This is a genomic window from uncultured Campylobacter sp., assembly GCF_938039205.1.
Taxonomy (GTDB): Bacteria; Campylobacterota; Campylobacteria; order Campylobacterales; family Campylobacteraceae; genus Campylobacter_A.
Map to the genome: position 1 here is coordinate 1 of NZ_CALHVM010000018.1, position 26149 is coordinate 26149.

General features: G+C 47.7%; 22 protein-coding genes, 1 tRNA gene and 1 pseudogene. 12 read left to right on the plus strand and 12 right to left on the minus strand.

Annotated features, from left to right (window positions below; all coding sequences use genetic code 11):
- Positions 1 to 328 precede the first annotated feature (328 nt).
- Positions 329 to 1052: pseudogene (locus tag Q0394_RS02235) on the plus strand (transporter substrate-binding domain-containing protein).
- A 306-nt stretch (positions 1053 to 1358) separates the two neighbouring features.
- Here the strand turns inward: Q0394_RS02235 and accA are convergent.
- The 5 genes from accA to gpmI form a co-directional block, all read right to left on the minus strand.
- Complete coding sequence (accA, locus tag Q0394_RS02240; RefSeq protein ID WP_298791737.1) at positions 1359 to 2300, minus strand: acetyl-CoA carboxylase carboxyl transferase subunit alpha; 942 nt, start codon at positions 2298 to 2300, stop codon at positions 1359 to 1361.
- Complete coding sequence (locus Q0394_RS02245) at positions 2300 to 3508, minus strand: beta-ketoacyl-ACP synthase II (RefSeq protein ID WP_298945377.1); 1209 nt, start codon at positions 3506 to 3508, stop codon at positions 2300 to 2302. The genes accA and Q0394_RS02245 overlap by 1 nt, the downstream gene beginning before the upstream one ends.
- A gap of 19 nt (positions 3509 to 3527) precedes the next feature.
- A complete protein-coding gene (gene acpP / locus Q0394_RS02250; RefSeq protein ID WP_297968972.1) occupies positions 3528 to 3761 on the minus strand; it encodes an acyl carrier protein in 234 nt (77 codons plus the stop codon).
- A gap of 81 nt (positions 3762 to 3842) precedes the next feature.
- Positions 3843 to 4586, minus strand: a complete 744-nt coding sequence (fabG, locus tag Q0394_RS02255) for a 3-oxoacyl-ACP reductase FabG (protein ID WP_298945378.1) — start codon at positions 4584 to 4586, stop codon at positions 3843 to 3845.
- Between the two features lie 80 nt (positions 4587 to 4666).
- Positions 4667 to 6145, minus strand: coding sequence for a 2,3-bisphosphoglycerate-independent phosphoglycerate mutase (gpmI, locus tag Q0394_RS02260; protein WP_298945379.1), 1479 nt, complete (start codon positions 6143 to 6145; stop codon positions 4667 to 4669).
- Between the two features lie 79 nt (positions 6146 to 6224).
- Here gpmI and mraY point away from each other — a divergent pair, with 79 nt between their 5' ends.
- The 6 genes from mraY (at position 6225) to Q0394_RS02290 (ending at position 12538) form a co-directional block, all read left to right on the plus strand.
- Complete coding sequence (gene mraY / locus Q0394_RS02265; RefSeq protein WP_298945380.1) at positions 6225 to 7289, plus strand: phospho-N-acetylmuramoyl-pentapeptide-transferase; 1065 nt, start codon at positions 6225 to 6227, stop codon at positions 7287 to 7289.
- 77 nt (positions 7290 to 7366) lie between these two features.
- Entirely contained in the window at positions 7367 to 8629 is a 1263-nt protein-coding gene (murD, locus tag Q0394_RS02270; protein ID WP_298945381.1) for a UDP-N-acetylmuramoyl-L-alanine--D-glutamate ligase, read from the plus strand.
- 144 nt (positions 8630 to 8773) lie between these two features.
- Positions 8774 to 8849 (plus strand) — tRNA-Phe (locus tag Q0394_RS02275).
- A gap of 294 nt (positions 8850 to 9143) precedes the next feature.
- The gene (locus Q0394_RS02280) at positions 9144 to 10349 is read left to right on the plus strand and encodes a multidrug effflux MFS transporter (RefSeq protein ID WP_298945382.1); all 1206 of its coding nucleotides are present in this window, start codon (positions 9144 to 9146) and stop codon (positions 10347 to 10349) included.
- A gap of 125 nt (positions 10350 to 10474) precedes the next feature.
- Complete coding sequence (locus Q0394_RS02285; RefSeq protein WP_298945383.1) at positions 10475 to 10837, plus strand: diacylglycerol kinase; 363 nt, start codon at positions 10475 to 10477, stop codon at positions 10835 to 10837.
- 159 nt (positions 10838 to 10996) lie between these two features.
- Entirely contained in the window at positions 10997 to 12538 is a 1542-nt protein-coding gene (locus tag Q0394_RS02290) for a phosphoethanolamine--lipid A transferase (protein WP_298945384.1), read from the plus strand.
- 372 nt (positions 12539 to 12910) lie between these two features.
- Here the strand turns inward: Q0394_RS02290 and Q0394_RS02295 are convergent, their stop codons facing one another.
- Positions 12911 to 13321 carry a pyridoxamine 5'-phosphate oxidase family protein gene (locus Q0394_RS02295; RefSeq protein WP_298945385.1) on the minus strand — a complete coding sequence of 137 codons (411 nt, stop codon included), beginning with the start codon at positions 13319 to 13321 and terminating at the stop codon, positions 12911 to 12913.
- A gap of 10 nt (positions 13322 to 13331) precedes the next feature.
- On the minus strand, positions 13332 to 13709 hold the full coding sequence (locus tag Q0394_RS02300; protein WP_298791156.1) for a hypothetical protein: 378 nt from the start codon (positions 13707 to 13709) through the stop codon (positions 13332 to 13334).
- 87 nt (positions 13710 to 13796) lie between these two features.
- Between Q0394_RS02300 and Q0394_RS02305 the strand changes: the two genes are divergently transcribed.
- The 5 genes from Q0394_RS02305 to gdhA all read left to right on the plus strand — a co-directional run bounded on the left by Q0394_RS02305 (position 13797) and on the right by gdhA (position 18274).
- Complete coding sequence (locus Q0394_RS02305; RefSeq protein WP_298945386.1) at positions 13797 to 14312, plus strand: ATP/GTP-binding protein; 516 nt, start codon at positions 13797 to 13799, stop codon at positions 14310 to 14312.
- Positions 14313 to 14366: 54 nt separating this feature from the next.
- The gene (locus Q0394_RS02310) at positions 14367 to 15062 is read left to right on the plus strand and encodes a dUTP diphosphatase (protein WP_298945387.1); all 696 of its coding nucleotides are present in this window, start codon (positions 14367 to 14369) and stop codon (positions 15060 to 15062) included.
- 448 nt (positions 15063 to 15510) lie between these two features.
- Positions 15511 to 16245, plus strand: coding sequence for an EI24 domain-containing protein (locus Q0394_RS02315; protein ID WP_298945388.1), 735 nt, complete (start codon positions 15511 to 15513; stop codon positions 16243 to 16245).
- A gap of 61 nt (positions 16246 to 16306) precedes the next feature.
- Positions 16307 to 16495 (plus strand): hypothetical protein, encoded by a 189-nt coding sequence (locus Q0394_RS02320; protein ID WP_002949209.1) that lies wholly within the window; start codon positions 16307 to 16309, stop codon positions 16493 to 16495.
- Positions 16496 to 16915: 420 nt separating this feature from the next.
- Complete coding sequence (gene gdhA, locus Q0394_RS02325) at positions 16916 to 18274, plus strand: NADP-specific glutamate dehydrogenase (protein ID WP_298945389.1); 1359 nt, start codon at positions 16916 to 16918, stop codon at positions 18272 to 18274.
- A gap of 461 nt (positions 18275 to 18735) precedes the next feature.
- Here the strand turns inward: gdhA and Q0394_RS02330 are convergent, their stop codons facing one another.
- The 5 genes from Q0394_RS02330 to Q0394_RS02350 form a co-directional block, all read right to left on the minus strand.
- Positions 18736 to 19509 (minus strand): ABC transporter ATP-binding protein, encoded by a 774-nt coding sequence (locus Q0394_RS02330; protein ID WP_298945391.1) that lies wholly within the window; start codon positions 19507 to 19509, stop codon positions 18736 to 18738.
- Positions 19509 to 20516, minus strand: a complete 1008-nt coding sequence (locus Q0394_RS02335) for an iron ABC transporter permease (protein ID WP_298945392.1) — start codon at positions 20514 to 20516, stop codon at positions 19509 to 19511. Before Q0394_RS02335 ends, Q0394_RS02330 begins: the two co-directional genes overlap by 1 nt.
- 414 nt (positions 20517 to 20930) lie before the next feature.
- Positions 20931 to 22412 (minus strand): subtype B tannase, encoded by a 1482-nt coding sequence (locus Q0394_RS02340; RefSeq protein WP_298945393.1) that lies wholly within the window; start codon positions 22410 to 22412, stop codon positions 20931 to 20933.
- 53 nt (positions 22413 to 22465) lie between these two features.
- Entirely contained in the window at positions 22466 to 23485 is a 1020-nt protein-coding gene (locus tag Q0394_RS02345; RefSeq protein WP_298945394.1) for an ABC transporter substrate-binding protein, read from the minus strand.
- Positions 23486 to 23642: 157 nt separating this feature from the next.
- Complete coding sequence (locus Q0394_RS02350; protein WP_298945395.1) at positions 23643 to 25901, minus strand: molybdopterin-dependent oxidoreductase; 2259 nt, start codon at positions 25899 to 25901, stop codon at positions 23643 to 23645.
- Between the last annotated feature and the right edge of the window lie 248 nt (positions 25902 to 26149).

The following is a 26149-nucleotide window of genomic DNA, read 5'->3' on the forward strand; positions in this document are numbered from 1 at the left end:
TGAACTGCATGGCGATGATCCCCGTGCATGACACCCCTTTTGCAAATATCAAATCGCCCTCGAATGAAGAAATTCGCAGCATGCGAAAGCTCATCGGCGGCTCCATTCATCAAATGACTCACTGCAGCAGATGCCGCGCCGACGCGTGCGGCAAGCTTTGCGAGGGATAAGGGCTTTGGGCTGCGGCTGGTTTTGTCGGCTTTTTATCGGTCCGTCAAATTTAAATTTATATCGCGATCGCGATTTTTAAGGTTATATTTTCAAATTTCACAAAAGGAGTTAGCATGAAGCTAAGGTAAATTTTAAAACTAGGTGCGGCGCTTGCCATTTGTTCAATTTAGCCAGCGCAAAATCGCTCGAGCAGATCAAAAAGGATGGTGTGATCACTATCGCCACCGAAGGAGTGTATTCGCCGTTTTCGTTTCACAATGAAAAAGACGAGCTGATGGGCTACGACGTCGAGATCGCAAGAGCGGTCGCAGGCAAACTAGGCCTAAAGCCTAAATTTATCGAAGCCTCGTGGAACGCGATGCTAGCGGCGTTTGACGCGGGCAAGGCGGACACCGTGTTTAACCAAGTAAGCATTACCGAAGAGCGCAAGAAAAAGTACGACTACTCCGTGCCATACATGACCTCGTACTCGGCGATTATCGTGCACGAGGATGACGACGATATCAAGAGCTTCGCCGATCTAAAGGGCAAACGCTCGACGCACTCAGTAAATAGCATGTGGATCCCAACTGTCTAGAAATACGGCGCAAAGCTCGTCGTAGCCAATAGCCTAAGCGACCAGATAAATCTCATAATCACCAAACGCGCCGACGACACGATAGACGACGCCGTGATGTTCTACGACTAACAAAAAGCAACACCCAAAAGCGCCTATAAAGCTTGTAGAAGCAGGTGAGGATCCGATGTACACTGCTGCGATCGTACATCAAGGCAACGCCGAGCTACTGGAAGCGATAAACAAAGCCCTAAACGAGCTACGAGCCGAGGGCAAGCTAAAAGAAATATCAATGAAATATTTTGATAAGGATATTTCAGAATAAATTTAAAGGCGGCTGGCGGGTAAATTTCAAATTTGCAAATTTAAAACTTATGTGGCCAAATTTATTTTTCAAACCATCTTTTGACCCAAATGCATTTTCTAAATACTATTTTATAACTTTTCTACATAACATAAAATTATAAAACAGGTATTTTGTGCCAAGAAGCCATTAAACTAATTTTAGTAAGATTATTTTGGTTTTACGAATATTTTCTGTAAGACTCGTGCAAATTTGAATAATTCGGAAATAAATAAGCAACTTACAAAAAGTTCAAGCAACTTTTTGTAAGAGTACTATTTTTTAGCGCTATTTGCCCTCTTCAAATGCGCCTGCAGATAAGATTTTAGCTATTCTGGCGTTTAAAAGCTCATCTACTTTTAGCTTTTCAAGTTTATCTAGCTCGGTTATAAAATAACTCGCAAGCGCTTTTACGGCAGTCTCTTTATCTCTGTGAGCGCCATTTATCGGCTCTTCTATGACGTCGTCTATCAAATTTAAGCTTTTTAGATCGTCAGCAGTTATTTTTAGTGCTTTAGTAGCTTGCTCTTGTTTTGATGGGTCGTTCCAAAGTATAGCTGCGCAACCCTCCGGCGAGATAACCGAGAAAACTGAATTTCGCATCATAGCTAGCTTATCGGCTACGCCTATAGCTAGAGCTCCGCCGCTTCCCCCCTCGCCTATAACGACGGCTATCATCGGAGTTTTTAAATTTGCAAATTCAAATAAATTTCTAGCGATCGCCTCGCTTTGACCGCGCTCCTCAGCCGCAACGCCTGGATACGCGCCTGGAGTATCAATCAAAAACAGTACAGGAAGTCCAAATTTCTCAGCCATCTTAGCTATTCGTAAGGCTTTACGGTAACCCTCGGGATGAGGCATACCAAAATTTCTTTTTAGTTTATTTTTGGTTCCTCGACCCTTTTGCTCGCCTATCACGACGACTTTTTTAGAGCCTATATAGCCGATAAAGCAAACTATCGCCCCGTCGTCGCGATACGCTCTATCGCCGTGAAGCTCATAGTAATCCCTCATCATACCCTTAATGTAGTCGATAGCATAAGGGCGATCCGGATGACGAGCTAAAGCAAGACGCTGAAACTCGTTAAGGTTTTTGTAAATTTTAGCGGTCTCTTTTTCTAAATTTTTATTTAGAATTTCTACTGCGTGTTCATCGCCGCGAATCCTCGCGTTTGCGATATCATCATCTATTTGTTTGATACCCTGCTCAAAGTCTAGATAACTTGCCATTATATCTTCTTAAATATAATAGAGCCGTTCGTGCCGCCAAATCCAAAAGAGTTGCTCATAACGGCGTTTAGCTCAGCTTTTCTAGCCACGTTTGGCACGTAGTCCAGGTCGCATTCCTCGTCTTTTGTTGTATAGTTTATCGTAGGCGGTATAAGACCTTCTTGCATAGCCATTATAGATACGACAGCCTCTATCGCGCCAGCCGCGCCAAGGCAGTGTCCAGTTTGCCCCTTGGTAGAGCTAACCGGCGGTACATTGCCGCCAAAAAGAGCCTTTAATGCTGCAGTTTCGTTTTTATCATTGGTCGGTGTCGAGGTGCCGTGTGCATTAATGTAGTCGATCTGTAAATTTCCAGCCATTTTTAAGGCCTTTTTCATCGCAGAAAGCGGCCCTTCGAGTGAAGGCGAAGTTATATGATACGCGTCACCACTCTCGCCAAAACCGACCACCTCGGCATAAATTTTAGCCCCTCTAGCCTTAGCGCTTTCATACTCTTCGAGCACGAGTGCACCGCTACCTTCGCCCATAACAAAGCCATCTCTGTCTTTATCAAAAGGTCTTGATGCCGTTTGTGGATCGTCGTTTCTAGTAGAAAGCGCTTTCATAGCCGCAAATCCCCCGATACCTACGCCGCAAACCGTAGACTCGGAGCCTACGACTAGCATTTTTTGCGCTTCGCCGATCATGATAGTTTTAGCCGCTTCGATGATGGCGTGAGTAGACGCCGCACATGCAGTTACGCTAGAGATATTGGGCCCTTTTAGGCCGTGCTCTATCGAAACTATGCCGCCCAGCATATTTACTAGTGCAGAAGGTATAAAAAACGGAGAAATACGTCTTGAGCCTTTTTCAAGCAAGATATTGGAGTTTTTTTCGATATTAGGCAAACCGCCTATGCCAGCAGCAGAGCTAACGCCGAAATTTTCAGCGTCAAATTTGTCGAAATTTGCGTCAGCCATAGCCTCTTTAGCAGCTTTTAATCCAAGCTGGATAAATCTATCGACCTTTTTAACCTCCTTAGCATCCATAACGCTAAGCGGGTCAAAGTCCGTTATCTCGGCAGCAATCTGAACTGGAAAATCGCTCACGTCAAAAGAGGTTATCTTTTTTACGCCGGTTTTACCTTCGCAGATAGCCTTAAATGAACTATCCTTGTCGAGCCCTAAAGCGTTGATCATCCCAATCCCGGTTACTACGACTCTTTTCAAGATCTCTCCTTACAAAAACTTATTTATTTAGGTTCTCGATGTAGGTTACGACGTCGTTTATAGTGATTAGTTTCTCGGCGTCGCTATCAGGTATCTCTACTTCAAATTTCTCCTCAAGAGCCATAACTAGCTCGACTACGTCAAGCGAGTCTGCACCTAGATCCTCGATAATCTTAGACTCAAGCTTTACCGCATCTGGAGCCACGCTTAGTTGCTCAACCACTACGTCTCTTACGTCATCAAATACTGCCATTTTCTTCTCCTAAAAATTAAAAATTTCGTGATTTTAGTATATTTTAGCTTAAAATTTCGCAAAAACGCAAAATTTACGCGGTTACATATATAGTCCGCCGTTGATTTTTAGCGTCTCGCCCGTAACGTAGCTAGCGTGATTGCTTAGCAAAAACGCCACAGCTTCGGCCACTTCGCTAGCGCTTCCAAATCGCTTTAACGGGATGTTGTCGCTGTAGGTTTTTTTGATCTCGTCGCTCAGCTCGCTCGTCATATCCGTCTCGATGAAGCCCGGAGTTACGCAGTTAAAGCGGATATTTCTCGCCGCGCCCTCTTTGGCGAAGCTTTTGTTCATCGCAATCATTCCACCCTTGCTAGCAGCGTAGTTAGCTTGCCCCGCATTACCCATCTCGCCCACGATCGAGGCTACGTTTACGACCGCGCCGAAGCGTTTTTTGCTCATTACTCTTAGTGCCTCGCGGCATCCGATAAAGGCCGAGGTCAAATTTGCACCTATCACGCTAGTAAAATCCTCCGTTTTCATGCGAAGCGCGAGCTTGTCGTTCGTGATGCCGGCGTTATTTACGAGGTAGCCCAGCTCGCCGTCGGCGTCCACGATCAAATTTATCGCCTTTACAAACTCATCCTCGTCCGTCACGTCAAATTTAACCACCGCAGCCTGTCCGCCGCTTGCTACGATCTCAGCTTGCAGGGCATCGGCGATTTCGGGCTTTGAGCGGTAGTTTATCCACACTTTTAGCCCCATTTGTGCTAGGGTTTTGGCTATCTGCGCGCCGATACCGCGACTTGCGCCGGTGATTAGCACGTTTTTTCCGCTAAATTTCATTTTTTCTCCTTGATTTCAAATTTTACTCGCATTTTATCAGACGAAAGCTAAAAAGCCTTTTACCTAAAATTTATATAGTATTAAAACAGTGCCTCGTCCATCTCGGCCGGTTTTTCGACACCCATTAGCGCCAAAACGCTCGCGGCGATATTGTTTAGACCGCCTGGTTTTACCGCTCGTATGCCCTCACCCATCACGAAGCAAAACACGTCAAAAGTCGTGTGGTTGGTTAGCAAATTGCCCTGCGCGTCCTTCATCTGCTCGCAGTTGCCGTGGTCGCTCGTGATGATTAGCGCGTAGTTTTTCTCTTTTGCTTTTGCTACGATGCGCCCCAGCACCGCATCCACGGCCTCGACCGCCTTCACTGCCGCGTCAAATTCGCCCGTATGCCCGACCATATCGCCGTTTGCAAAATTTACCACGATCAGATCCTGTCCGTCCTCCATCCCTTTTAGCACTGCTTCGCACACGGCTTGCGCGCTCATTTCGGGCTTTTCGTCGTAGGTTTTTACTTTAGGACTTGGCACCAGCACCCTCGTTTCGTTTTGGGCTAGCTCCTCGACGCCGCCGTTAAAGAAAAAGGTCACGTGCGCGTATTTCTCGGTCTCGGCAGTGTGCAGCTGCGTTAGGCCTGCGTTTGCGACGACCTCGGCGAGAGTATTTTTTAGCTTTTCGTTTTCAAATAATACGGGAAAGGCGAAATTTGCGTCGTATTCGGTCATGGTGAGTAGATTTTTTACGACAAAAGGGCGCGCAAATTCGCTAAAATTTTCATCGCCCAAAGCCGCCGCGATCTCGCGCACGCGGTCGTTTCTAAAGTTTATAAATATCACGCCGTCGTCTTCGCCGATACCGCCGAAATCCCCAAAGCTAGCCGGCACGATAAACTCGTCCGTCACGCCCGCCTCGTAGCTTTGCATGATGTACTCTAGCGGTGAGATAGTTTGCCCGTTTTCTCCGCGCGTCATCGCATCGTAGGCCGTTTTCACGCGCTCCCAGCGCTTGTCGCGGTCCATCGCGTAAAACCTACCGCTAACGCTAGCTAGCTTAAAGCCTTTATTTTGCGCCCTTTCTTGCAGCGATTTTATGAAAGCCAGTCCGCTTTTTGGGCCTACGTCGCGACCGTCGGTTATAGCGTGAGCGCATACCTCGCAGCCGTTTGCGACCGCAAGGGAACACATCGCGTCAAAGTGGCTCATGTGCGAATGCACGCCGCCGTCGCTGTAAAGCCCGACGACATGGACGCGCTTGCAAGTTTTAAACAAATTTAAAAGCTTTTCGCTTTTAGCCAGCGAGCCGTTTTCAAAACCGAGCGAAATTTTTACCAAATTTTGATACAAAACCCGCCCGCTGCCGATACACATGTGCCCAACCTCGCTGTTTCCCATCTGTCCGTCAGGTAGGCCCACTGCCAGGCCCGAGGTTTTTATGAGCGCGTTTGGCACGTTTTTAAACAACCAGTCGTATGTGGGCTTTTTTGCCGCCGCAAATGCGTTAAATTCGCTACTTTCATTATATCCGATGCCGTCTGTGATCACCAAAATAGTTTTTTGCGCCATTTTTAAATTTTCGCCTTAAATTTAGATATTTTTTAACGGCATTATACTAAAATTAGTTTTTTTTTAAATAAAGGCTTTTATGTTTTACTATATTTATGAATTCTCAAATTTTAATATCTTTCAGTACATCACCGTTCGCGCGGGTTTTTCGTTTTTTATCGCATTTTGCTTGACCGTTTGGGCGCTGCCTAAATTTATCGCGTGGGCAAAGGCCAAAAACGCCGCCCAGCCCATCTACGAGCTAGCTCCGCAAACGCACCAAAAAAAGGCAAAAACGCCGACGATGGGCGGGCTTGTCTTTATCGGAGCAGCGCTTGGGGCGAGCGTGATTTGCGCGCGCCTTGACAACGTCTTCGTCCTTGCCTCGCTGATCTGCCTAGCAGGCTTTACGGCGCTTGGGTTTAAAGACGACTATCGCAAAATCTCAGGCGGCAAAAACCACGACGGACTAAGCCCTAGAGCCAAGCTCGCGGCGCAAATTTTGATCGCCTTCGCAGTTTCTTCGATGCTGTACTTACACGGCGAGCTGGGGAGCAAATTTTACCTACCGTTTTACAAATTTCCGGTGCTTGATCTAGGCGTTTTTGCGGTGGCCTTTTGGACGCTCGTCATCGTCGCAGCCTCAAATGCGGTAAATTTAACCGACGGCCTAGACGGTCTAGCTACGGTGCCTGCGGTGTTTTCGCTGCTGACTTTGGGCGTATTTGCCTACATCTGTGGACACGCGGTCTTTAGTTCGTATTTACTTTTACCAAAGATCGCGGGCGTGGGCGAGACGGTCGTAGTGGCCGCCGCCCTGATCGGCTCTCTGATGGGATTTTTATGGTTTAACTGTCATCCGGCCGAGGTTTTCATGGGCGATAGCGGAAGCCTGAGCGTAGGCGCATATATCGGTCTCATGGGCGTGATGACGAAAAACGAGATCCTGCTCATCATCATCGGTTTCGTCTTTGTTATGGAGACCCTGAGCGTGATTTTGCAGGTCGGAAGCTTTAAAATTTTTAAAAAGAGAATTTTTCTCATGGCGCCGATACACCATCATTTTGAGATAAAAGGCTGGGTGGAAAACAAGATCATCGTGAGATTTTGGCTCATCGCTGTTTTGGCAAATTTGATCGCTATGACCGCGCTAAAAATCAGGTAAATTTAGCGCGAGCAAAACGGCTAAAGCCGATCTTAGCACGGACGAGAAACGCAAATTTTAGGGGCAAAGGGGAGAAAATGAGAAAATCGCTATTTGGCTACGGCGGCACGACGCGTGCGATCGCGAAAAACTTCGGCAAAGAGGGCGACTGGGACATCTACGACGATAAATTTAGCGAGATCTCAAGCGACGAATGGGGTAACACGCTACTACCGCCAAACCTTTTCGTGCCAGAAAAAAGCGGCCTCGAGATCCCAAGCCCCGGTTTCCCGCCGAGCCACGAGCTAGTTAAAAACGCGCAAAATCTCATCAGCGAATACGACTACTTTTACAAAATTTACGGCGACAAAATGCCCTTTAGCGTCTGGATCAGCGGTACGAACGGCAAAACCACGACGACAAAGATGACGCAGCACCTGCTGGCGCGCTACGGCTCCGTCATGGGCGGCAACGTCGGCGTTCCGCTCGCGGACCTTGACGTAAACGCTAAAATTTGGGTGTTAGAGACCAGCTCTTTTACTATGCACTACACAAATACCGCGACGCCCGGCATTTACGCGCTTTTACCGATCACGCCCGATCACCTCAGCTGGCACGGCGACTTTGCCGAGTATGAGCGCGCCAAGCTAAAACCGCTAGCAATGATGGGCGAAAACGCAGTCGCGATCCTGCCTAAAATTTACGCCGATACGCCTACTAAAGCAAAGGTGATAAGCTACGAAAACGAGGCTGATTTGGCCCGGTTTTGCGGAGTAAATTTAAACGATATCGCCTTTAAAACGCCGTTTTTAACGGACGCTCTTTTGGCGCTTGCTATCCAAAAAATTTTGCTCGATAGATGCGACGTACAGCTATTAAACGGCTTTGTCATCGAAGGCAATAAGCTCGAGGAGTTTCACGATGCACGCGGAAGAATGTGGGTAAACGACACGAAAGCGACCAATATCGACGCAAGCATCCAAGCCGTCAAGCGATATGAGGGTAAATTTTTGCATTTGATTTTAGGCGGCGACGATAAAGGCGTAGATATGCGGCCGCTTTTTGAAGCCTTGCGCTGTGCCAAGGCGCAAATTTACGCTATCGGCTCAAATACAGATAAGCTAATGAAGCTTGCCGGCGAGTTTAAAATCCCGGCCGTAAAATGCGAGTTTTTAAACGTCGCAGTCGGCGAGATAGATAAAAATTTCAAATTTGACGGAGTTGCGAAGGTCGGCGCAAACAGTGAAAATTTGGACGAAATAGCGCTTTTAAGCCCTGCAGCGGCAAGCCTAGATCAGTTTAGCAGCTACGTAGAGCGTGGGGATGAGTTTAAAAAAGCGATTTTAAATTTGCAAATTTGACGCGATATATGCGCCGTAAAGCCGCTAAATTTGAGCGACTGCCTTTAAAAATAAATTTCATATTTTAAAAATGCGCCGAATTTTGCACCTTTAACCAAAATTTAAGTATCAAGTGGCTAAAATCACATTTCTTTTTAATAGCGTGGTTGGATAGCTCAGTCGGTAGAGCAGCAGACTGAAAATCTGCGTGTCGGCAGTTCGATTCTGCCTCTAACCACCATCCTCTATTTTTACAATCTAAAGCATTTCAATAAAATCCAAAAGCAACCAGCTCATCATTGTTTTACTTTTAACTACTTCACAGTAAAATCTCGAATTTCTTAAATTGCTACTCACTAAAGCGTTAAATTTAGCGAAATTTACTCGCGCGGACTTAAATTTGATCTCCAAATTTGACCCCGAGTTTTTTAGATAGATCAAATTTAATTTGGCGCCAATTTCCACCCAAACCAATCTCAAAATTTAAGCTTATTTTTTATACAATCGCCCCTAAATCCAAAAAGCGGAATTTAAGATGAAATTTATCCCCAAAACCTTACCTTTCGTAGAATTTATCGCGCTTATGGCGCTTCTAACCTCGCTTGGAGCTATGAGCACCGACGCGATGTTGCCCGCACTCATGCAGATCGGCCTAGATCTTGGCGTGACGCAGATAAACCAAACCCAGCTCGTCATATCCTCGATGTTTGCGGGTTTTGCCGTAGGGCAGATATTTTACGGACCGCTTAGCGACTTTATCGGGCGACGAAACGCCGTACTGCTCGCGCTTGCGATATTTACGGCAAGCTCCTTTATTTCGGTCGTCACGAGCGATTTTACCGCGCTTTTAGCAAGCAGATTTTTCCAGGGACTAGGCGCTGCGGGCCCTAGGATCATCGCGATGGCGCTCATACGCGATCTTTACGAGGGACGCGCGATGGCTCGTGTGATGAGTTTTATCGCGGCCGTCTTTATCATCGTGCCGGCACTCGCTCCCATCATTGGCGGTTTTATCTTTAAAATTTATAATTGGCGCAGCATATTTTTGATGCTTACTTTTATGGGGCTTGCGTGCCTAGCGTGGTTTGGACTGCGCCAGAGCGAGACTCTGCCTGCGCAAAATCGCAATAAATTTAGCCTAAATTTGATAAAACGCGACGCCGCGCAGGTCGTGAAAAACAGGCGTACCGCAGGCTACACCATCGTTTTGGGGCTGATTTTTGGGATGTTTTTGAGCTATATCAGCACCGCTCAGCAGATTTTCGAGGTGAGTTACAAGCTAGGCGACGAGTTTCCTATCTATTTTGCGATAAACGCCCTAGCTCTGGGTGTCGCGTCGATGACAAACGCAAAGCTCGTGATGATCTACGGCATGCGCTACCTTAGCATGCGCGCTATGGAAGCGTTTTGCGTTATCGCGATCGCGTTTTTGCCCGTCGTTCTTGCGTATGACGGAGTGCCGCCGCTGTGGACTTTTATGGCGTTTTGCATGAGTAGCTTTTTTTGCGTGAGCATACTTTTTGGCAACCTAAACGCGATGGCGATGGAGCCTATGGGCAAGATCGCTGGCATGGCGGCCGCGCTGATCGGCTCGGTTTCTACATTGATCTCGCTTCCTATCGGCGTCGCGATCGGGCAGCTATTTGAGGGCACGCTACTGCCGATGGTTACGAGCTTTGCGGTTATCGGTGCGGCGGCGTTTGCGCTACTTTACAAGACTTCAAAGATTTCTGATGAGTAAAAAACTAGCCGAGTTTTATCAAATTTGAGCGGCAAATTTGACTACGTTTTTGTTTATCGCGCCGTCCGCAAAAGCGCCTTATAAAACAAATTTACGCTACTATTTCGCAAATTTAAAGGCAAAATATGAAACCAAAATACAACTTTTTCAAAAACTCCAAATTTGCATTCGAGGGGCTTGCCGCGATGCTAAAAAACGAGGCGGCGTTTCGCACTGAGCTTTGTGTCATCGTCCCGCTCGCGCTAGTTTCGCTGTTTTTACCCGTTTCTGCCGCACAGCACGCGCTACTGATCGCCGTTTTTGGCCTCGTTTTGATCTGCGAGTGCCTAAATACCGCGATAGAAGCGGTAGTGGATCTCGTTTCGCCAGACTTCCATCCGCTAGCTAAAATCGCCAAAGACTGCGCCTCCGCCGCCGTTTGCGTCTCTATCGGCACGGCTGCGATAACTTGGGCGTGGACGCTTTTTGCACTGGCGCTTAGCGAGTAAATTTGACAAAGTGGCTACTAAATTTACACCAAAAGCTAAATTTAAAAGTTCAAATTTATATCTAACGTCAAATTTGAGCTCAAATTTTACCGCTAAAGACTAAAGCTTTAAGCTTTTTTTAGATAAAGTTTCGCTCTTATTATCAATATTAGGAAAGCTATGAAGATACATATTTCTTGGTTTAAATTTACGCTTTTAAACGCCGTTTTTATCGCCGCGCTAAATTTCGGGCTGTTTAATTTTATTTATTCAAGGCTTAGCTTTGAAGCTCATCCGCTAATGGCCGCAAGCCTGCCGGTTATATATTTTTCGCTGCTTTGCGCGCTATTTTCGCTCGTTTTTTTACCTTATCTAGTTAAGCCAGTTAGTATCGCTGCGATCGGAGTTACGTGCGCTAGTAGCTACTTCATGCAAAGCTACGGTATCATAATCGATAGCGAAATGATAAGAAACGTCGCGCAAACGGACGCGGGAGAGGTATTAAGCTTTTTAAATCCAAAACTCGTTTGCTATATGCTATTTTTGGGCGTTTTGCCCTGCCTTCTGGTTGCTTTTGCGAGGATAGAGTACGGCGGCGCCAAGCGGCATATAAAGATCAAATTTTTAACGTTTATAGGCTTTTTTGCGCTAGCGGCGGGGTTATTTTTTTCGCAGACTAAGTCCATTATCCCGTTTTTTCGCGAAAATAGCTTCATCAGAGCCTATAACCTGCCGTTTTATCCGATTTACGCGACGCAAAAGTATATAAAAATGGAGTTTTTCAAGCCCGAATTTAAACAAATCGGCATGGACGCTACGATGAAGCCGAGCCGCGAGCGACGGCTAATGGTGCTGATTGTCGGCGAAACGGCGCGCGCGAAAAACTATTCGCTCGGCGGATACGCCAAAAACGACACGAATTTTTACACGAAAAAGGAGCCTAATTTGGTCTATTTCGGCGACGCTCGCTCGTGCGGAACTGCGACAGCCGTCTCGCTGCCGTGCTTGTTTTCAAAATCGACAAGGAGCGAATACAGCAGTAAAGAATTTAGCGAAAACGCGCTTGATATCCTAAAACGCGTGGGCGTCAAGGTCGTGTGGCTGGGCAACAACTCGGGCAAATGTAAGGGCGTTTGCGACCGCTTGGACGCGGGCGACGTCGAGTATTTTGACGCCGGATACGATACGAATATGCTGCCCTCCCTCAAAAAACGCCTCGAAAATCTCGCGCAAAACGAGATCATCGTCCTGCACCTGCAAGGCTCGCACGGACCGGCCTACTACGCGCGCTACCCGAGCGAATTTCGCAAATTTACCCCGACTTGCGACACGAGCGAGCTTAGCTCCTGCGATAGCGATAGTATCGTAAACGCCTACGACAACACGCTGCTTTTTACCGATTTTTTCATTAATGAAGTGATAAAGGCAGTTAAGGCCGCGGGCGGCGATAAAAGCGCGGTTTGGTATTTCTCCGATCACGGCGAAAGCCTGGGCGAAAACGGCATCTATCTGCACGGCATGCCCTACGCCATCGCACCCGATACGCAAAAACATATCCCGATGATGGCGTACACAAGCGACGAAGCGACGTTAGCTCACCTGCGCGCGCAAAAAGACGAAGCCGTCTCGCACGATAATGTTTTTAGTTCGTTGTTGGGATTTTTTGGGGTAGAGACAAGAGAATACGATAAAAAACTCGACATGTTTGGCAACGTCGAGTAATTTGCGGCTTGTCTCGCGAGCGTCTTTAACGGAGCTAGTAAAAATTTAGCTCGATAGACTATATGTCTTATCTTCGCTAAATTTTTACGTCGCAACCCTTAAATCCATCTCACGATACTTCACCTTAACTTTTTACGTTCAAATTTGAGTAGCCGAGACCCGTATCTTGACGGTGTTAAATTTTGTTTTCAAATTTGACACATCGTTTTGTAAATTTGACCTTAAATTTAATTGCTAGAAATAAAGGCGAAGTATCGTGAGATGATTTTGAGAGTTGTGCAGAAATTTTAAGTCAAGGCTAGACAAGTAGTCTGCCACAGACTTAAAATTTCAAATCTCTCTCAAAAGCACTCGCGAGACAAGCCTTTTTATTCAATTTGCTCTCTGCCAGATCAGTTTTTTTCCAAACCCCAGCGCATTATGCGTAAATTTAACCCAGCCTAGGCTCAAACTATAAAGGCTCGGGTTCATCGCCAAAGCATAAGGAAAGCGCGCGAAGTAGATTTTCATCTGCTGTGCGGTTGCGGGGGCGGCTAGGGCGCGAAACTGCACGCCCTCTATCTTGCCCGCCACCTTCGTATCAAGCGCTACCGTGCCGGCTACGCCAGGCTCTGCTAAAAACGCCCTCACGTGAGCGCTCTGCTCTCCGCCAGCTACGATAAAAGCCAAATTTTCCTCGTCAAAAGCGTAAAAGCAGCTCGCGCAGTATGGTCTGCCATCATCTAAAACAGCAAGGCTAAGCAGGTGCATTTTGCGGATAAATTTTAAAATTTTCTCATCCATTTCGTCCGCCTTAAGCGCTAAAAATTTGAGTCAAATTTGCCGAAACCCAGCTAAAATTTAGCGCCAAAAAGCAAGCTAAAACTAGCCAAAAAACAAAGATAAAAAGCTCGATTTTGACAAATTTAGCTCCCGCTTTTTCGCGTTTAAATAAAGCCACCCCAAGCCCAGCCGCAAAGCCGCCGATAAAGCTAAAATAGTGCACTGCCGCGGGCTTAACGAAGCTTGGGAGTTTGCCCGCGAAAAATAGCGAAAATATCGTAAGCGAGATCAAATTTGCCAGTAAAAAATAAAACGCGACGACGGGAATTTGCGGGAAAAATCCGTGCAAAACAAAGCTCAAAACGGTCGCGCTAATGAGCAAAAATACGCGCGTTGCAAAACAGCACATTTTCATCCTTTTTTTGAGTGATTTTAGCGCAAGGGGTATTAAGAAAAAAGAAATTTAGCCGATATAAAGCCAAAAGGACGGCAAATTATGAAACTACAAAACTACCAAAGCGCGAGCCTAAACAGCTTTGATTTTAGCTTTAAAACCAGTAGCGGCGACGAAATAAATCTAAAAATGTACGATAACAAAACAGTAGACTACGCTAGCGCTAAAACAGCGGGCGCATCGGCATCTGCGCTCACTCTCACGCACGAGTACGGCTATAGCTTTTCGTATAAAGGCGACGGTCTGGACGCGCGCGATAAAGAGGAACTAGCAATCGCTCTAGAAAAAATAGTGCCCAGCATAGATAAATTTATGAAAAACGTCAAAGATGGCGAGGATCCGATATTTTCACGCGTGACAAATCTCGCAAACTCCCTTCGCAAGGAGCTTCCCGAGATTAAAGACACAAATCACAAAAATTTTATCGCAGACGGCACGCTAAAGCTTTTTGATAGGCTGATGGAGCAAAATAAAGCGGGCGATAAGCTACTGCAAAACTCCAAAAAGCTCTTTGACGAGCTCATTTCTCAGCTGGATAGCTTTAAATTTTACGTTTAGTTCGCGGTTTAAAATTTTCGCTATAATTCATAAATTTTAAAAATAGGAAAATTTATGAACGCGAATGAAAAAATCACCCAAATGCTAAATCTCCAGCAGAGCCTAAACGACGATACCAACGGCATCGGCTGGGAAAACGGCGTAAACAAAAATGGCAAACTCATCAGCTGGAAACGCTGCATATATATGGAGTGCGCCGAGCTCATAGATAGCTTTGCCTGGAAACACTGGAAAAGCATAAACGCGCCGACAAATGAAGACAATCTGCGCGTCGAGGTCGTGGATATCTGGCACTTTTTGATGAGTTTGATGCTCGAGCAGTATAAGCTAAATAACCTCGGCAATATCGCAAAGCTCTCAAGCGATATCTGCGCTAGCAGCGGCTTTGAGGCGTTTTGCCGCGAGCCGTTTAACGTCGCTGATGAAAACATCTACGAGATCATAAACGACGTCGAAATGCTCATAAATAAGTGCTCGGGCTTTGAGTATTCGCTCTTTGATCTGCTTAAAATTTACTTCACGATGAGCCTAAAATGCGGAGTAAATTTAAGCTCGCTTTACGAGTGCTACGTCGGTAAAAACGTCCTAAATCGCTTCCGCCAAGACCACGGCTACAAAGAGGGCGCGTATAAAAAAGTCTGGAACGGCAAGGAGGATAACGCCGTGATGAACGAGATTTTGGCTCGCGGACTAAAAAGCGTGGACGAGATCTACGCCGCGCTAGAGGCCGAGTATAAGGCGGTAAAATAAAATTTGCGGCGCGACTTGCTAAATTTTGATAAATTTAGCCAAAGCCTAGCCGCGAAGTTTTTGCGGTTTAGCTTGACGCCCGGCGAGGCTAAATTTAGCACTTTAAGCGACAATTGCGGGCGGGCGTTTAATTTGAGCGCGGTTTTTTCTGCTAGTTAAAACACCGCCCTTTAATCGGTAAAATTTGTGCTGTTTGCAAGCTCTCGCGCCGATAGTCCAAACGAGTAAAAAGCGGCTCAAATTTGATAAATTTAGCTAAATTTGCAGCCTATTTTAAATCGGTCAAATTTGGCCGCGAAGTCTATGCTTGCGTTAAATTTGCGCGCCATTAAAATCATTTGTCGCGCCGCTTTTGCCGGCAAAAAATGCGCGTCAAATTTTAAAAGCCGCCGCGCCCAAACGCCCCTTTTGCGGCAAACGGCATAAATTTAAATAATATGGAGATTCATTGTTCGCTGATATTTTACGCCTTTCGATAAAGGACCTTTTCACGCCCAAATTTATCGCACTTTCTATCCTGCCGCTCGTTTTTTCCGCGCTTATTATCGCAGCGATCGCGATGTTTGGCGGCCGCGAGCTATACGAGGCGCTAAACGCGGCCGTATCCAGCGAGGCAGGTGCGCTGGCCGAATATCCGATGGTGGCTAAAATCCTTAGCCTAGGCATCGCAAAATGGCTCATCGGCGCGATATTTTACGCCGTCGGCGCATATCTAGTCGTGATGCTTTCGGTTTTTTGCGCGCTCGCGGTTGCGGGCTTTCTCACTCCGACGATCGCGCGCGAGATAAACCGCAGGCACTACCGCGTGGACGAGGCGCAACTAGCAAACGTCAGCCTAACTCGCCAAACGGCTCTCATGGGTCAAATTTTGCTCAAATTTTTCCTGATCGCGCTTATTTGCGTGCCGATTTTAGCAGTGCCCGCGCTAAATTTCCTCGCCCTACACCCGGCGTTTTTTTATCTTTATTATTCGCTGCTTTTCATCGACGTCGCGCCAAATGCTCTCTCGCGGCACAAATTCGAGCTTTACTTGCTGGACTACGGCGGATATAAATTTAGAGCCGCCGCACTGTGCTTTTATCTGCTTTGTTTGGTGCCTATTTTCGGGCTTTTCTTGCAGGTTTTTTTCGTTATTTACTTTTCGCATTTTTTCTTTTTACGCGAGACTTCGCGCTTGACGTAAATCATTTCAAATCAGCGAAAAACTAAATAAAATAAGCCGAAATTTTTAAAAAGGAAAACAAATGAGAACTGAAAATATCGTAGTTTGCAACGTCTGCGGACAAAAAAGCACGGAAAACGAAAACGCCGTATTTATCCGCGCCCACAAAAACGGCGAAGAGGTCGATATCTGCACGGCATGCATCCCTAGCGTCATCCACGGCTCGGGCTTAGTCGTTCGTAGCAACGACGAAATCAAAGAGGATATGTAATCAAATTTTAGCCCGCTTTGGGCTAAAATTTACGTTCTGACTCGTTTTTAGCGAATTTAACCCACTCAAATTTGCTAAAAATTTGACCGAATAAAATTTAAGCTGACAAATTTAACGAAACCGACCGCAAATTTACCGATAAATTTCAAATTTAACTAAAACTCATCCAAATACGCAAAATCGCGCAGCCGTAAATTTCAAGCTCCTAAATTTAACATAACCGTATCCGAGACGATCAAAATTAACGCTAAAGCGCAAAATAATGTCACGATAAATTTACTAAAAAGTTATGTTTAATAAATTTAGTTTCGATACGTAACACTTATCGCCTAAAATAAAAATATAAAAATAAATTTAAATAAAAATTTTTTCTAGGAGAGTTAATATTCAACTACTAAAATTTAACGAATAGGAGTGAAGATGAGCGAGTACATCGAAAAAACGATGGAGTGGATAAAAAGAACCAATCCGGGCCAAGGCGTGTTCGTACAGGCTGCGACCGAGGTGCTAAACAGCCTTGAGCCGCTTATAAAAAAAGAGAGTAAGTACCAAAAACACGCGATCCTAGAGCGTATCGTGATACCCGAGCGCACGGTGATATTTCGCGTCACCTACACGGATGACGACGGCAGACCGCAGGTAAATAATGGCTACCGCGTGCAGTTTAACTCAGCCGTGGGCCCCTATAAAGGCGGCATCAGACTCCATCCTAGCGTGGATCTTGGCGTGCTAAAATTTTTAGGGTTTGAGCAAATTTTTAAAAACTCACTAACAGGCGTAAATATTGGCGGCGCAAAAGGCGGTAGCACCTTTGATCCAAAAGGCAAGAGCGAGGGCGAGATAATGCGCTTTTGCCAAGCGTTTATGACCGAGCTTTACCGCCACATCGGCAACACCGTAGACGTGCCCGCAGGCGACATCGGCGTGGGCGCGCGCGAGATCGGCTATATGTTTGGGCAGTATAAAAAGCTCACGGGCAGGTTTGACGGCATACTAACGGGCAAAGGCCTAAACTGGGGCGGCAGCCTAGCGCGCACGGAGGCGACCGGATACGGACTGGTTTATTTTACGCAAAATATGCTCAAAAGAGCGGGCCTTGGGCTAGAGGGCAAAAAGTGCAGCATAAGCGGTAGCGGAAACGTCGCCATCTACACAGTAGAAAAGCTCTATCAAGTAGGCGCGCTGCCTATCACGGTTTCTGATTCAAACGGATACGTTTACGACGCAGAGGGTATCGATCTAGCCGTGCTTAAAGAGCTAAAAGAAGCAAGACGCGCGCGCCTTAGCGAATACGTCAAATTTAGACCGAACGCAAAATACGTAAGCGTGAGCGAATACAAAGAGGGTAGAAACGGCGTGTGGGACGTGCCGTGCGACGGAGCGTTTCCGTGCGCGACGCAAAACGAGCTTCACCTAGCCGACATAAAGACGCTCTACGCTAACGGCTGTCGCTTCGTGGCTGAGGGAGCGAACATGCCAAGCACGCTTGATGCGATAAATTTCATGCTCGCGCAAAAGGATTTTTACTTCGCTCCTGCAAAAGCGGCAAACGCAGGCGGCGTGGGCACGTCGGGCCTAGAGATGATGCAAAACGCCGGCATGAGCTCATGGAGCTTTGAGGAAGTTGACCGCAGGCTGCACGGCATCATGAATCACATCTTTGAGCTTAGCTACGAGACGAGCAAGGAGTTTGGCGACGAGGGAAATCTGGTACTTGGCTCAAATATCGCGGGCTTTCGCAAGGTAGCCGACGCGATGATAGATCAGGGGTATGTGTAAATTTGGCTTTGGGGCTCGTTTTTGCTACGCTTTTGCAAACGAGCCTTTTTGGAGGGATTTTGCTTCGCTTTAGCAAGACCGCTTTAACGAAGCAAATTTTAACCGCCCCAGCGTGCAAAATGCGGGCAATAAAGCCAAAAACCGCCTAAATTTGCTAGCTTTAAATTTAACGCCGAATTTACCGGCGGTGCAAACCCGAAGCCGTCAAATTTATAGAGCCGCGCCGATCGAAACGAGCCAAGGCGCGGCCAAATTTTATAAGCCTCAAATTTAAGCTAAATTTGAGAGCAAATTTTACCAAACGACGAGGCGAGCCAAAGCCGTCAAATTTACAAGGCGGACACGCAAGCCTCATACCCAAGGCGCATAAATTTACCCGCCCCGCTGCCGTGCGTTCTCGCTTGCGCCTTTTTGATTTCGCATAGCACAAATTTACGCCGCTGCTTGCTAGTATCTAGCGCTCACAGCGGATGCGTCAGGCAGCACTTTCTAGTTACTTGCTCGATGTACTCTACGCTCAAATTTAGCCCGTAAAGCTTGCTTAAATGCTCGCTTTCTATGATTTCATCCACCGTGCCGAAAGCCACCTCGCCCCCGCCTTTAACTAACGCCACGTAGCCGCCTAGAAGCACGGCAAAATCGGGATTGTGAGTCGTTAGCACGATGGTGTAGCCTTGCTCTTTTAACTGCTTAACGGTGCGCAGGAATTTGTACTGATTGCCAAAGTCTAGCGCCGAGGTCGGCTCGTCAAACACGATAATCTCGGGCTTTGCCGCCATCGCGCGCGCGATCGAACACATCTGCTTTTGTCCGCCGCTCATCTGAGTGATAAATTTATCCTCAAGGTGTGTGATTTCAAGCTTTGCGGTAAATTCCTTCGCGATCGCCGTGTCCTCCTCGCTAGGCCGCGCAAAGATGCCCAGATGCGCCGCTCGCCCCATCGTGATAAACTCAAGCCCCGTGTAGTCGTACTCGCAGATCTCGCTCTGAGCGACGTAGGCCATGATTTTGGCGCGCTCTTTGTTGCTAAGCTCCGCGCTATTTTTACCGCCCAGCCAAACTTCGCCCGAGTGCGGCGTCTGCGTGCCGCTGATTAGGCTTAGCATGGTAGATTTGCCCGCACCGTTTCGCCCTAGTATCGTTAGGATTTCGCCTTTGCCGACGCGTAAATTTACGTTTTCTAGCCTACCAGCGCCGTTTGGATAGGCGAAATTTAGATTTTTTACTTCTAACATCACGCGACCTTTTTGTTTCGCCAGAGTACCCAGACGAAAAATATCGTGCCGATAAAGCCCGTAAGTACGCCCAGAGGCACCTCGCTCACGCTGATCGTGCGCGCTAGTGTATCGACAAATAGCAAAAATATCGCGCCCATAAATATGCTAGCAGGCAGGCTGCGGACGTTATTTGCGCCAACCAGCATACGCGCCAGGTGCGGCATCAGCAGCCCCACCCACGCCACGATACCGCTCACGCACACGCTACACGCCGTTAGTAGCGTAGCGCAGACGATGATGACGCCGCGCTCTAGCGTTACGTTTACGCCTAGTCTTGCCGCGCTCTCGTCACCCAGAGATAGCAGGTTTATCCTCCAGCTCATCGCCACCAAAAGCACTGCGCAGGCTACCATCACGGGTGCGATAAATTTAAGATTATCCGCGTCGATCTTGGCTAGGCTACCTAGCTGCCAGTAGACGATGTCGGGTAGCTTAGTTTCGGGGTCGGCGACGTATTTTAAAAAGCCGATAACGGAAGCCATGAGGCCGCTAACGATGATGCCTGAGAGCACCAGCATCAGCGTGCTAGAGCGCCCCATCAGACGCGGTATGGATAGCGTCATGCCCACGGCCGCTAGCCCGCAGACGAAGGCTAACGCCTGCACCCAAAAAAGCGATAAATCAAACATAATCGCAAGCGCGGCACCGACGCAAGCTCCGGCCGAAACGCCCAGTAGATCGGGGCTAACTAGCTGGTTGCGAAAGACGCCCTGATACGCCGCTCCGCTGATACTAAGCGCGGCACCGACGAGGACGGCTGCGATGATGCGCGGTATGCGGATGTTTTCGACGACGTTTTGGATATTTGCCGCAGCGTCCGTCGGCACTCCAAAAAAGCTACCGATCACGCTAAGTACGTCGCCCGGCGCCACGTAAAACCTGCCGACGCCAAGCGCGACTACGCCGCAAACTACGGTCAGCACGGCTAGCAAAATCAGCGTAAATTTAAAACTAATATTTTTCATCTTTCTCCTAAAATAAAATCTGCGTCCGCGGCAGCGCCGCGTGAAAAATTGCTCGCCTCAAGAGTCAAATTTGCCGTTTTAGCTCGCTTTGACGGCCTTTGCGGTATATTCGTCCGTTGCGGCGGAGCTTTGCTAATTCTTTTTATCTTTACTTATTGCGGATCTCGAGCCGCCTAAGCCTTTATCTTGCGTTTGCGTCACCGCTTTAGCCGTCGAAAGCTCGGCTCGCAACCTGCGACCGAGAATCCGCCCTAACCGCCAAATGGCTTGTCGCTTTCGGTTAAATTTGAGCCTAGCGATGCGCTATCAAATTTAAATTTGACGCTTCCGCAAATTACCGCCGCTTTGCCAAATTTGACTCGGCGCGCTGCTGCACCAAATTTGACCGCAAGCTTCCACAGCGTTAAATTTCAGCTATTTTACGACGCGATCTATCCACCTAAAAAGCTCGTCCGGATCGTAGTCGCCGCCGTGACCTTGCCCCCAAGGAGCAGCGAAATCAACCGTCTTGCCCGCATTTTGTAACCCCAGCGCCAAGATAAGCGGGACGGCTAGAGCCGTGTCGGAGTCCGCCGCACCGTGCCTGATGCGGTAAAATTTGGCCGCGTTTGCGTTACCTAGATAGTTCATCACATTTGCCATTTTTATGATTTTAGCGTCTGCGATCTCGCCTCCGCCGCGTTTGGCGCTAAATTCTGTAAAGTGCTTTGCCACAGTGTCTGCATCGCCGAAAAAGTCGTTTTCGGGATTTTCGAGCCTTAGCCCGTCAAAAGCCGGCACGGCTTTCGCGCGCGACATGGATAGGACATAGTCGTCAAATTTAAAATCATAGCCGAGCGTGCAGCCCTGCGTCTCAAGCGTGAAAAACTCGGGCTTTAGCAGGCTTTTCTCCCGACTTTTTGCAGCCGCGAAAGAGTCTGCGAGCGTCTTTTTGACATACTCTTTAAAGCTTCCCTCGCCGCTAGGCTCAAGCGTGAGCGCGCGGCCTTTAGCGTCTTTTAAATTTAGCGAATTTACGTAGGCGGGGAAGGCCGATTTTAGTGCGGCGGAGAGCTCTTTTTGCTCTGCGGTTAGCTCACCTGAGACGGTTTTTGGTTTACCGCTTCGGTCGTTAAATCCAGCCGCATCAAACGCGCTAAAATCCATTTTCTCGTATTTCGTCTGAGCGCCGAACATCCACTCGTAGGCCGCGTCGGCGTTTTCTAGGTTCGTAACCGGGCAGTAGGCGGAGACGGCGTAGATCTCGTCGCTAGCCTTTGCGGCTCCGAGTGCGGCTAGATAGGGCTCAAACTCGCTCGCGTTTGCCGAGACGCCAAGCAGCGCCGACATCGCTCCGCCCGCGCTCGTGCCGTTTGATACGATTTTGTTCGCGTCGCCGGCCATCGCCGCGTCGTTAAATTTAAGATACCGCACGGCGGCCTTTAGATCGACGATGGCGGCGGGCGCTTTGCCACTAAATTTGCCGTTTGCGTCCTTGAGCGTCCTGCCTCTAGCTCCCGGCGCTGCGACGACGTAACCGCGCTCAAGCGCCGCTAGCACCGCGTTTGGCTTGCCGTTTTTATCAAGCGCGGGCGTAAAAGGCTTGCCAGGCATATATCCGCCGATGGAGTTTGGCAAAAATATCGGCGCGCTTGATGCGTCAAATTTGCCCGTATCGCTTTTGCCATCCTCAAAATACTGCGACGGAACGTAAAAATTTAGCATCTGAAACCGGCTATCAACGGGGTTTGCTACGTAAACTATCCCCTCGTAGGCTCTAAATTTGACCTCTTTTTCGCCAGATTTTATAGAGCGCGTTTCAAATTTATCCGGGTCAAATTTCAGATCCGCCGCCTGCGCGCTAAGTGCTACGCACAGGCAAGCCGCCGCGCTCAAAACAAGTGCCCTTTTTTTCATCTTTGTTTCCTTTTGATTTTACGAGATTTACCCGCAAACGAGCTCAAATTTGATTATTTGCTGCCGTCTGGGTTTAGCCCTTTTAGGATGTAGTCAAACTCCGCATCGCTAAGGTCGTAGTTCATAAATTTCTTATAAAACACCTTAGTTTTGGCTTTTACGTCGACGTCTTTAAAGAGCTCCGGCTGCACGATAGTAGCCGCCCACAAAATTTGCAGAGCCGACTCCGCGCCGTATCTATCCCAGCTAAACACGCCTTTTGGGTTGCCGTAGACTTTTTTGTTTTTGACCGCTTTTAGCCCTGCAAATACGGGATCAGCGTAGATTTTCTCAACCGCTTTTTGGTTATCCGCGCCGCCAACGATGATGATATCAGGGTCTGCCGCCACGATCTCTTCGGCCGTGATTTCTATCATGCTGCCCTCTTTTTGCACCGCGTTTTTACCGCCCGCGTATTTTACCCACGTGTCGATGATCGTTTTGGTGCCGTCGATTTTTAGCAGGTTTGCGCCGCCTACGATGTGTAGTACTTTAGGGCGCGCAGCGTCGTCTAGTTTGTTCGTGCGCTCGGTGACTAGCGCGATATTAGCATCTAGGTTTTCGTTTAGCTCTTTTGCCTTGCTAGCTGCGTCGCCGCCGATTAGCTCAGCCGTTAGCAGCACGCTTTTTTTCATATCGTCGTAGTCGCGAAATATCGCGTTTACCGCGTTAAATCCGTTTTTAGTAAGATTTTCTTGGAAATTTTTATTTGATACGACGACTACGTCCGGCGCTAGTTTAACGAGCTCCTCGATCTGGATGTCGTTGCCGTTTAGCGCGGCCGGTACATCTGCGATGCGCGGGTAAATAGCGGCGAACCACTTATTTTTCTTGATAAGATCTGTCGTGGTTACGATCTTATCCGCGCCGCCTAGTACCAAGATCACTTGGTTATTTGCATGCCAAAGCGCGGCTATCTTTTGCGTTTGGGCCGGGATTTTGACCTCATTGCCGGTCATGTCGGTGACGGTTTTAACCTCGGCTCCTAGCGCGACGATAGCGCTTAAAAGCAGCGTCGTGAGAAATTTTTTCATCTTTTGCTCCTTGTGAGATATAAATTTATAATATTACAAAATTGCATATTAAAATAAGATATATTTTTCAAATTTTAAGAAAGAAGCGAAATTTGAGGCCAAATTTGAAAGGCAAATTTAAAAGCCCCGCCCGCGGTTTTGCGAACGGGGCTAAAAATCACTCGTGGTGATAGTCGTCGTAGATGACCTTGTTGGTTTGGAATTTGATACGTTTTAGCTCGCGAATACGCAAAAACTCCTCCTCCTCGATCCTTTGGATCTGGATGGCGGCCTTAAAGGTCGGGGTCTTACTGATGAAGTCCCAGCCGTTGCTCGTCAGCTCGTTGCAGCAGCTCTCCCAGTAGTGGTAGGTCATCTGTATGACGCCGTCCGGGACGATGCCCGTGACGTCTGCTTTGATGACGATGTAGCCGTATCTACTCCACGCTTTAATAAAGTCTCCTTGCTTGATGCCGTAGCGTTCGGCCAGCGCAGGATTCATCTCTGCGATTGGTCCGATACTGTCGCCGCCCTCTTCGATAGCTTTTGATCGTCTAGTCATGACGCCGCCGGCGTACTGATAGACTTTACGCGTAGTTAGCAGCTGTATCGGATACTCGGCGTCGGTCGGCTCGTCCACGCTACCGGCCATCACTTCGTACTCAGGCGGTAAATTTACGCGTTTAGCAAACTCGGCTTTTGCCGGCTCGATATCCGCGACGCTCTTTACGTGCAAGCAAGGGATAAATTTACCTTTGCCGTCGGGCGTAAAGAATTTTTTATCTAGATATAGGCTCTGTCCGCCCATGTCGTTTTCATCAGGGCACGGCCAGTGCAAGCCGTGGTGCTTTTTGATGCGGTAGTAGCTCATGCCGCCGTATCTTCTAGGATCGCACTTGCGTACCTCTTCCCAAATTTCTTCAGGCGAGTTAAAGTTAAATCCCTCTGTCGCTCCGAGCCTTCGCGCTATCTCGCAGATGATCCACCAGTCTTGTCTGGCGTCTCCTGGAGGCGTGATGACGTGTTCGTTGTGCTGTACGCGGCGCTCGGCGTTGGCATAGAGGCCCTCTTTTTCGCTACTTGCCACGCCGGGCAAAACGACGTCGGCTTTACGCGACGTTTCGGTTAAAAATATATCCTGAACCACGTACATATCTACTTTAGAGATCGCTTTTAGGAAGTGGTTGGTGTTTGGATCGGTCATAACCGGGTTTTCGCCCATCGTCCAGAAAAAATGCACTCTACCGTCAAGGATGGCGTTTGGTACTTCGGTTTTATGGATGCCGATTTTACCGTTTAAAGATCCCGGCTCTAAATGCCAAACCTGCTCGAACCACTCGCGCTGTTTAGGATCGGTTACCGAACCTAAATTTGGGAAAATATTCGGCAACACGCCCATATCGCAGCAGCCTTGGACGTTTTCTTGTCCGCGTATCGGCAGGTCTCCGCTACCTAGCTCGCAGATATTTCCCGTTAAAAGGAATAAATTTGAGATATCGCAAACCGCGCCTACGCCGTGGTTAAAGTGCGTAACGCCCATACCGTGCGTGATGACCGCAGGTCTGATAGTCGCGTACATACGAGCCGCTTTTCTCACGTCCTCAGGATTTAGGTTGGTGTAGCTAGCGATGGCTTCAGGCGAGTAGTCCTTGACCGCTTCGCGCACGTATTCTACGCCTTTGGTGCATTCGTTTACGAAGTCCCAGTTAACCAAATTTTCCTCGAAAATAACGTAAATGAGAGAGTTTATAACCGCGATATTGTGCTCGGGCGCTAGCTGCAAATGCACGTCCGCTCGGCTGGCAAATTCCGTTTTTATCGGGTCTATCACGATGAGCTTAGCACCGCGGTTTAGCGCACGCTGTATGTGCATCGCCGCGATCGGGTGGCCGTTTTCGGGGTTTGAGCCGATCATCAATATACAATTACTATAAGGTCCGATCTCCGTAAAGCTGTTTGTCGCCGCTCCGTTACCGATTGTTTTGGCAAGACCTGCCACAGTCGGAGCGTGTCAAATTCTAGCGCAGTGATCGACGTTGTTCGTCCCGATTACGGCGCGCATTATCTTTTGCGCGACGTAGTTGTCCTCTAGCGTACAGCGAGCCGAGTAGTTGCCTACTAGCGCGTCAGGGCCGTATTTTTCCTTGACCTCTTTCATCTTTGCGACGACTAGATCGAGCGCTTCGTCCCAGCTAGCCTCCTCGAGATCTCCGTCTTTGCTAAATACGCCGTCTTTTTTGCGGATTAGCGGTTTTGTTAGTCTGTCGGGCGCCCCCACGTAGTCCCAGCCGTAAAAGCCCTTTAAGCACAGATTTCCCTGATTTACGGGGTTATCCTGCACTCCAAGCGCGCTTCTTATCACGTTGTTTTCGACGTGAAGCTCGACCTGACAGCCCGTGCCACAGTATGGACATATGACTTTGCCGGTCTTTGTCATTTTTTCTCCTTTCCCGATGTGCAAAATTTGCATATTTATTAAATATGAAATATTCGCATATTTGTCCTTAAAAGATAATAAATTCTCTTAATCTTATAAATCAGTTTTCAAATTTAAGATTTAGTTTATATTTTATATCTGTAAACAAAGCTGTAATAGCTGTAAAATCGCATTTTCTAGCGTATCATTTTAGTTACTTATAAAGACGTGTTGAGAGATCTTATTAAGATAAGGATTAGAAATTGTAT

Bases quoted from the DNA above. Each gene is read 5' to 3' on its own strand.
- accA (WP_298791737.1), bottom strand. From the start codon at position 2,300: ATGGCAAGTTATCTAGACTTTGAGCAGGGTATCAAACAAATAGATGAT.
- acpP (WP_297968972.1), bottom strand. From the start codon at position 3,761: ATGGCAGTATTTGATGACGTAAGAGACGTAGTGGTTGAGCAACTAAGC.
- fabG (WP_298945378.1), bottom strand. From the start codon at position 4,586: ATGAAATTTAGCGGAAAAAACGTGCTAATCACCGGCGCAAGTCGCGGT.
- gpmI (WP_298945379.1), bottom strand. From the start codon at position 6,145: ATGGCGCAAAAAACTATTTTGGTGATCACAGACGGCATCGGATATAAT.
- mraY (WP_298945380.1), top strand. From the start codon at position 6,225: ATGTTTTACTATATTTATGAATTCTCAAATTTTAATATCTTTCAGTAC.
- murD (WP_298945381.1), top strand. From the start codon at position 7,367: ATGAGAAAATCGCTATTTGGCTACGGCGGCACGACGCGTGCGATCGCG.
- Q0394_RS02280 (WP_298945382.1), top strand. From the start codon at position 9,144: ATGAAATTTATCCCCAAAACCTTACCTTTCGTAGAATTTATCGCGCTT.
- Q0394_RS02285 (WP_298945383.1), top strand. From the start codon at position 10,475: ATGAAACCAAAATACAACTTTTTCAAAAACTCCAAATTTGCATTCGAG.
- Q0394_RS02290 (WP_298945384.1), top strand. From the start codon at position 10,997: ATGAAGATACATATTTCTTGGTTTAAATTTACGCTTTTAAACGCCGTT.
- Q0394_RS02295 (WP_298945385.1), bottom strand. From the start codon at position 13,321: ATGGATGAGAAAATTTTAAAATTTATCCGCAAAATGCACCTGCTTAGC.
- Q0394_RS02300 (WP_298791156.1), bottom strand. From the start codon at position 13,709: ATGTGCTGTTTTGCAACGCGCGTATTTTTGCTCATTAGCGCGACCGTT.
- Q0394_RS02305 (WP_298945386.1), top strand. From the start codon at position 13,797: ATGAAACTACAAAACTACCAAAGCGCGAGCCTAAACAGCTTTGATTTT.
- Q0394_RS02310 (WP_298945387.1), top strand. From the start codon at position 14,367: ATGAACGCGAATGAAAAAATCACCCAAATGCTAAATCTCCAGCAGAGC.
- Q0394_RS02320 (WP_002949209.1), top strand. From the start codon at position 16,307: ATGAGAACTGAAAATATCGTAGTTTGCAACGTCTGCGGACAAAAAAGC.
- gdhA (WP_298945389.1), top strand. From the start codon at position 16,916: ATGAGCGAGTACATCGAAAAAACGATGGAGTGGATAAAAAGAACCAAT.
- Q0394_RS02330 (WP_298945391.1), bottom strand. From the start codon at position 19,509: ATGTTAGAAGTAAAAAATCTAAATTTCGCCTATCCAAACGGCGCTGGT.
- Q0394_RS02335 (WP_298945392.1), bottom strand. From the start codon at position 20,516: ATGAAAAATATTAGTTTTAAATTTACGCTGATTTTGCTAGCCGTGCTG.
- Q0394_RS02340 (WP_298945393.1), bottom strand. From the start codon at position 22,412: ATGAAAAAAAGGGCACTTGTTTTGAGCGCGGCGGCTTGCCTGTGCGTA.
- Q0394_RS02345 (WP_298945394.1), bottom strand. From the start codon at position 23,485: ATGAAAAAATTTCTCACGACGCTGCTTTTAAGCGCTATCGTCGCGCTA.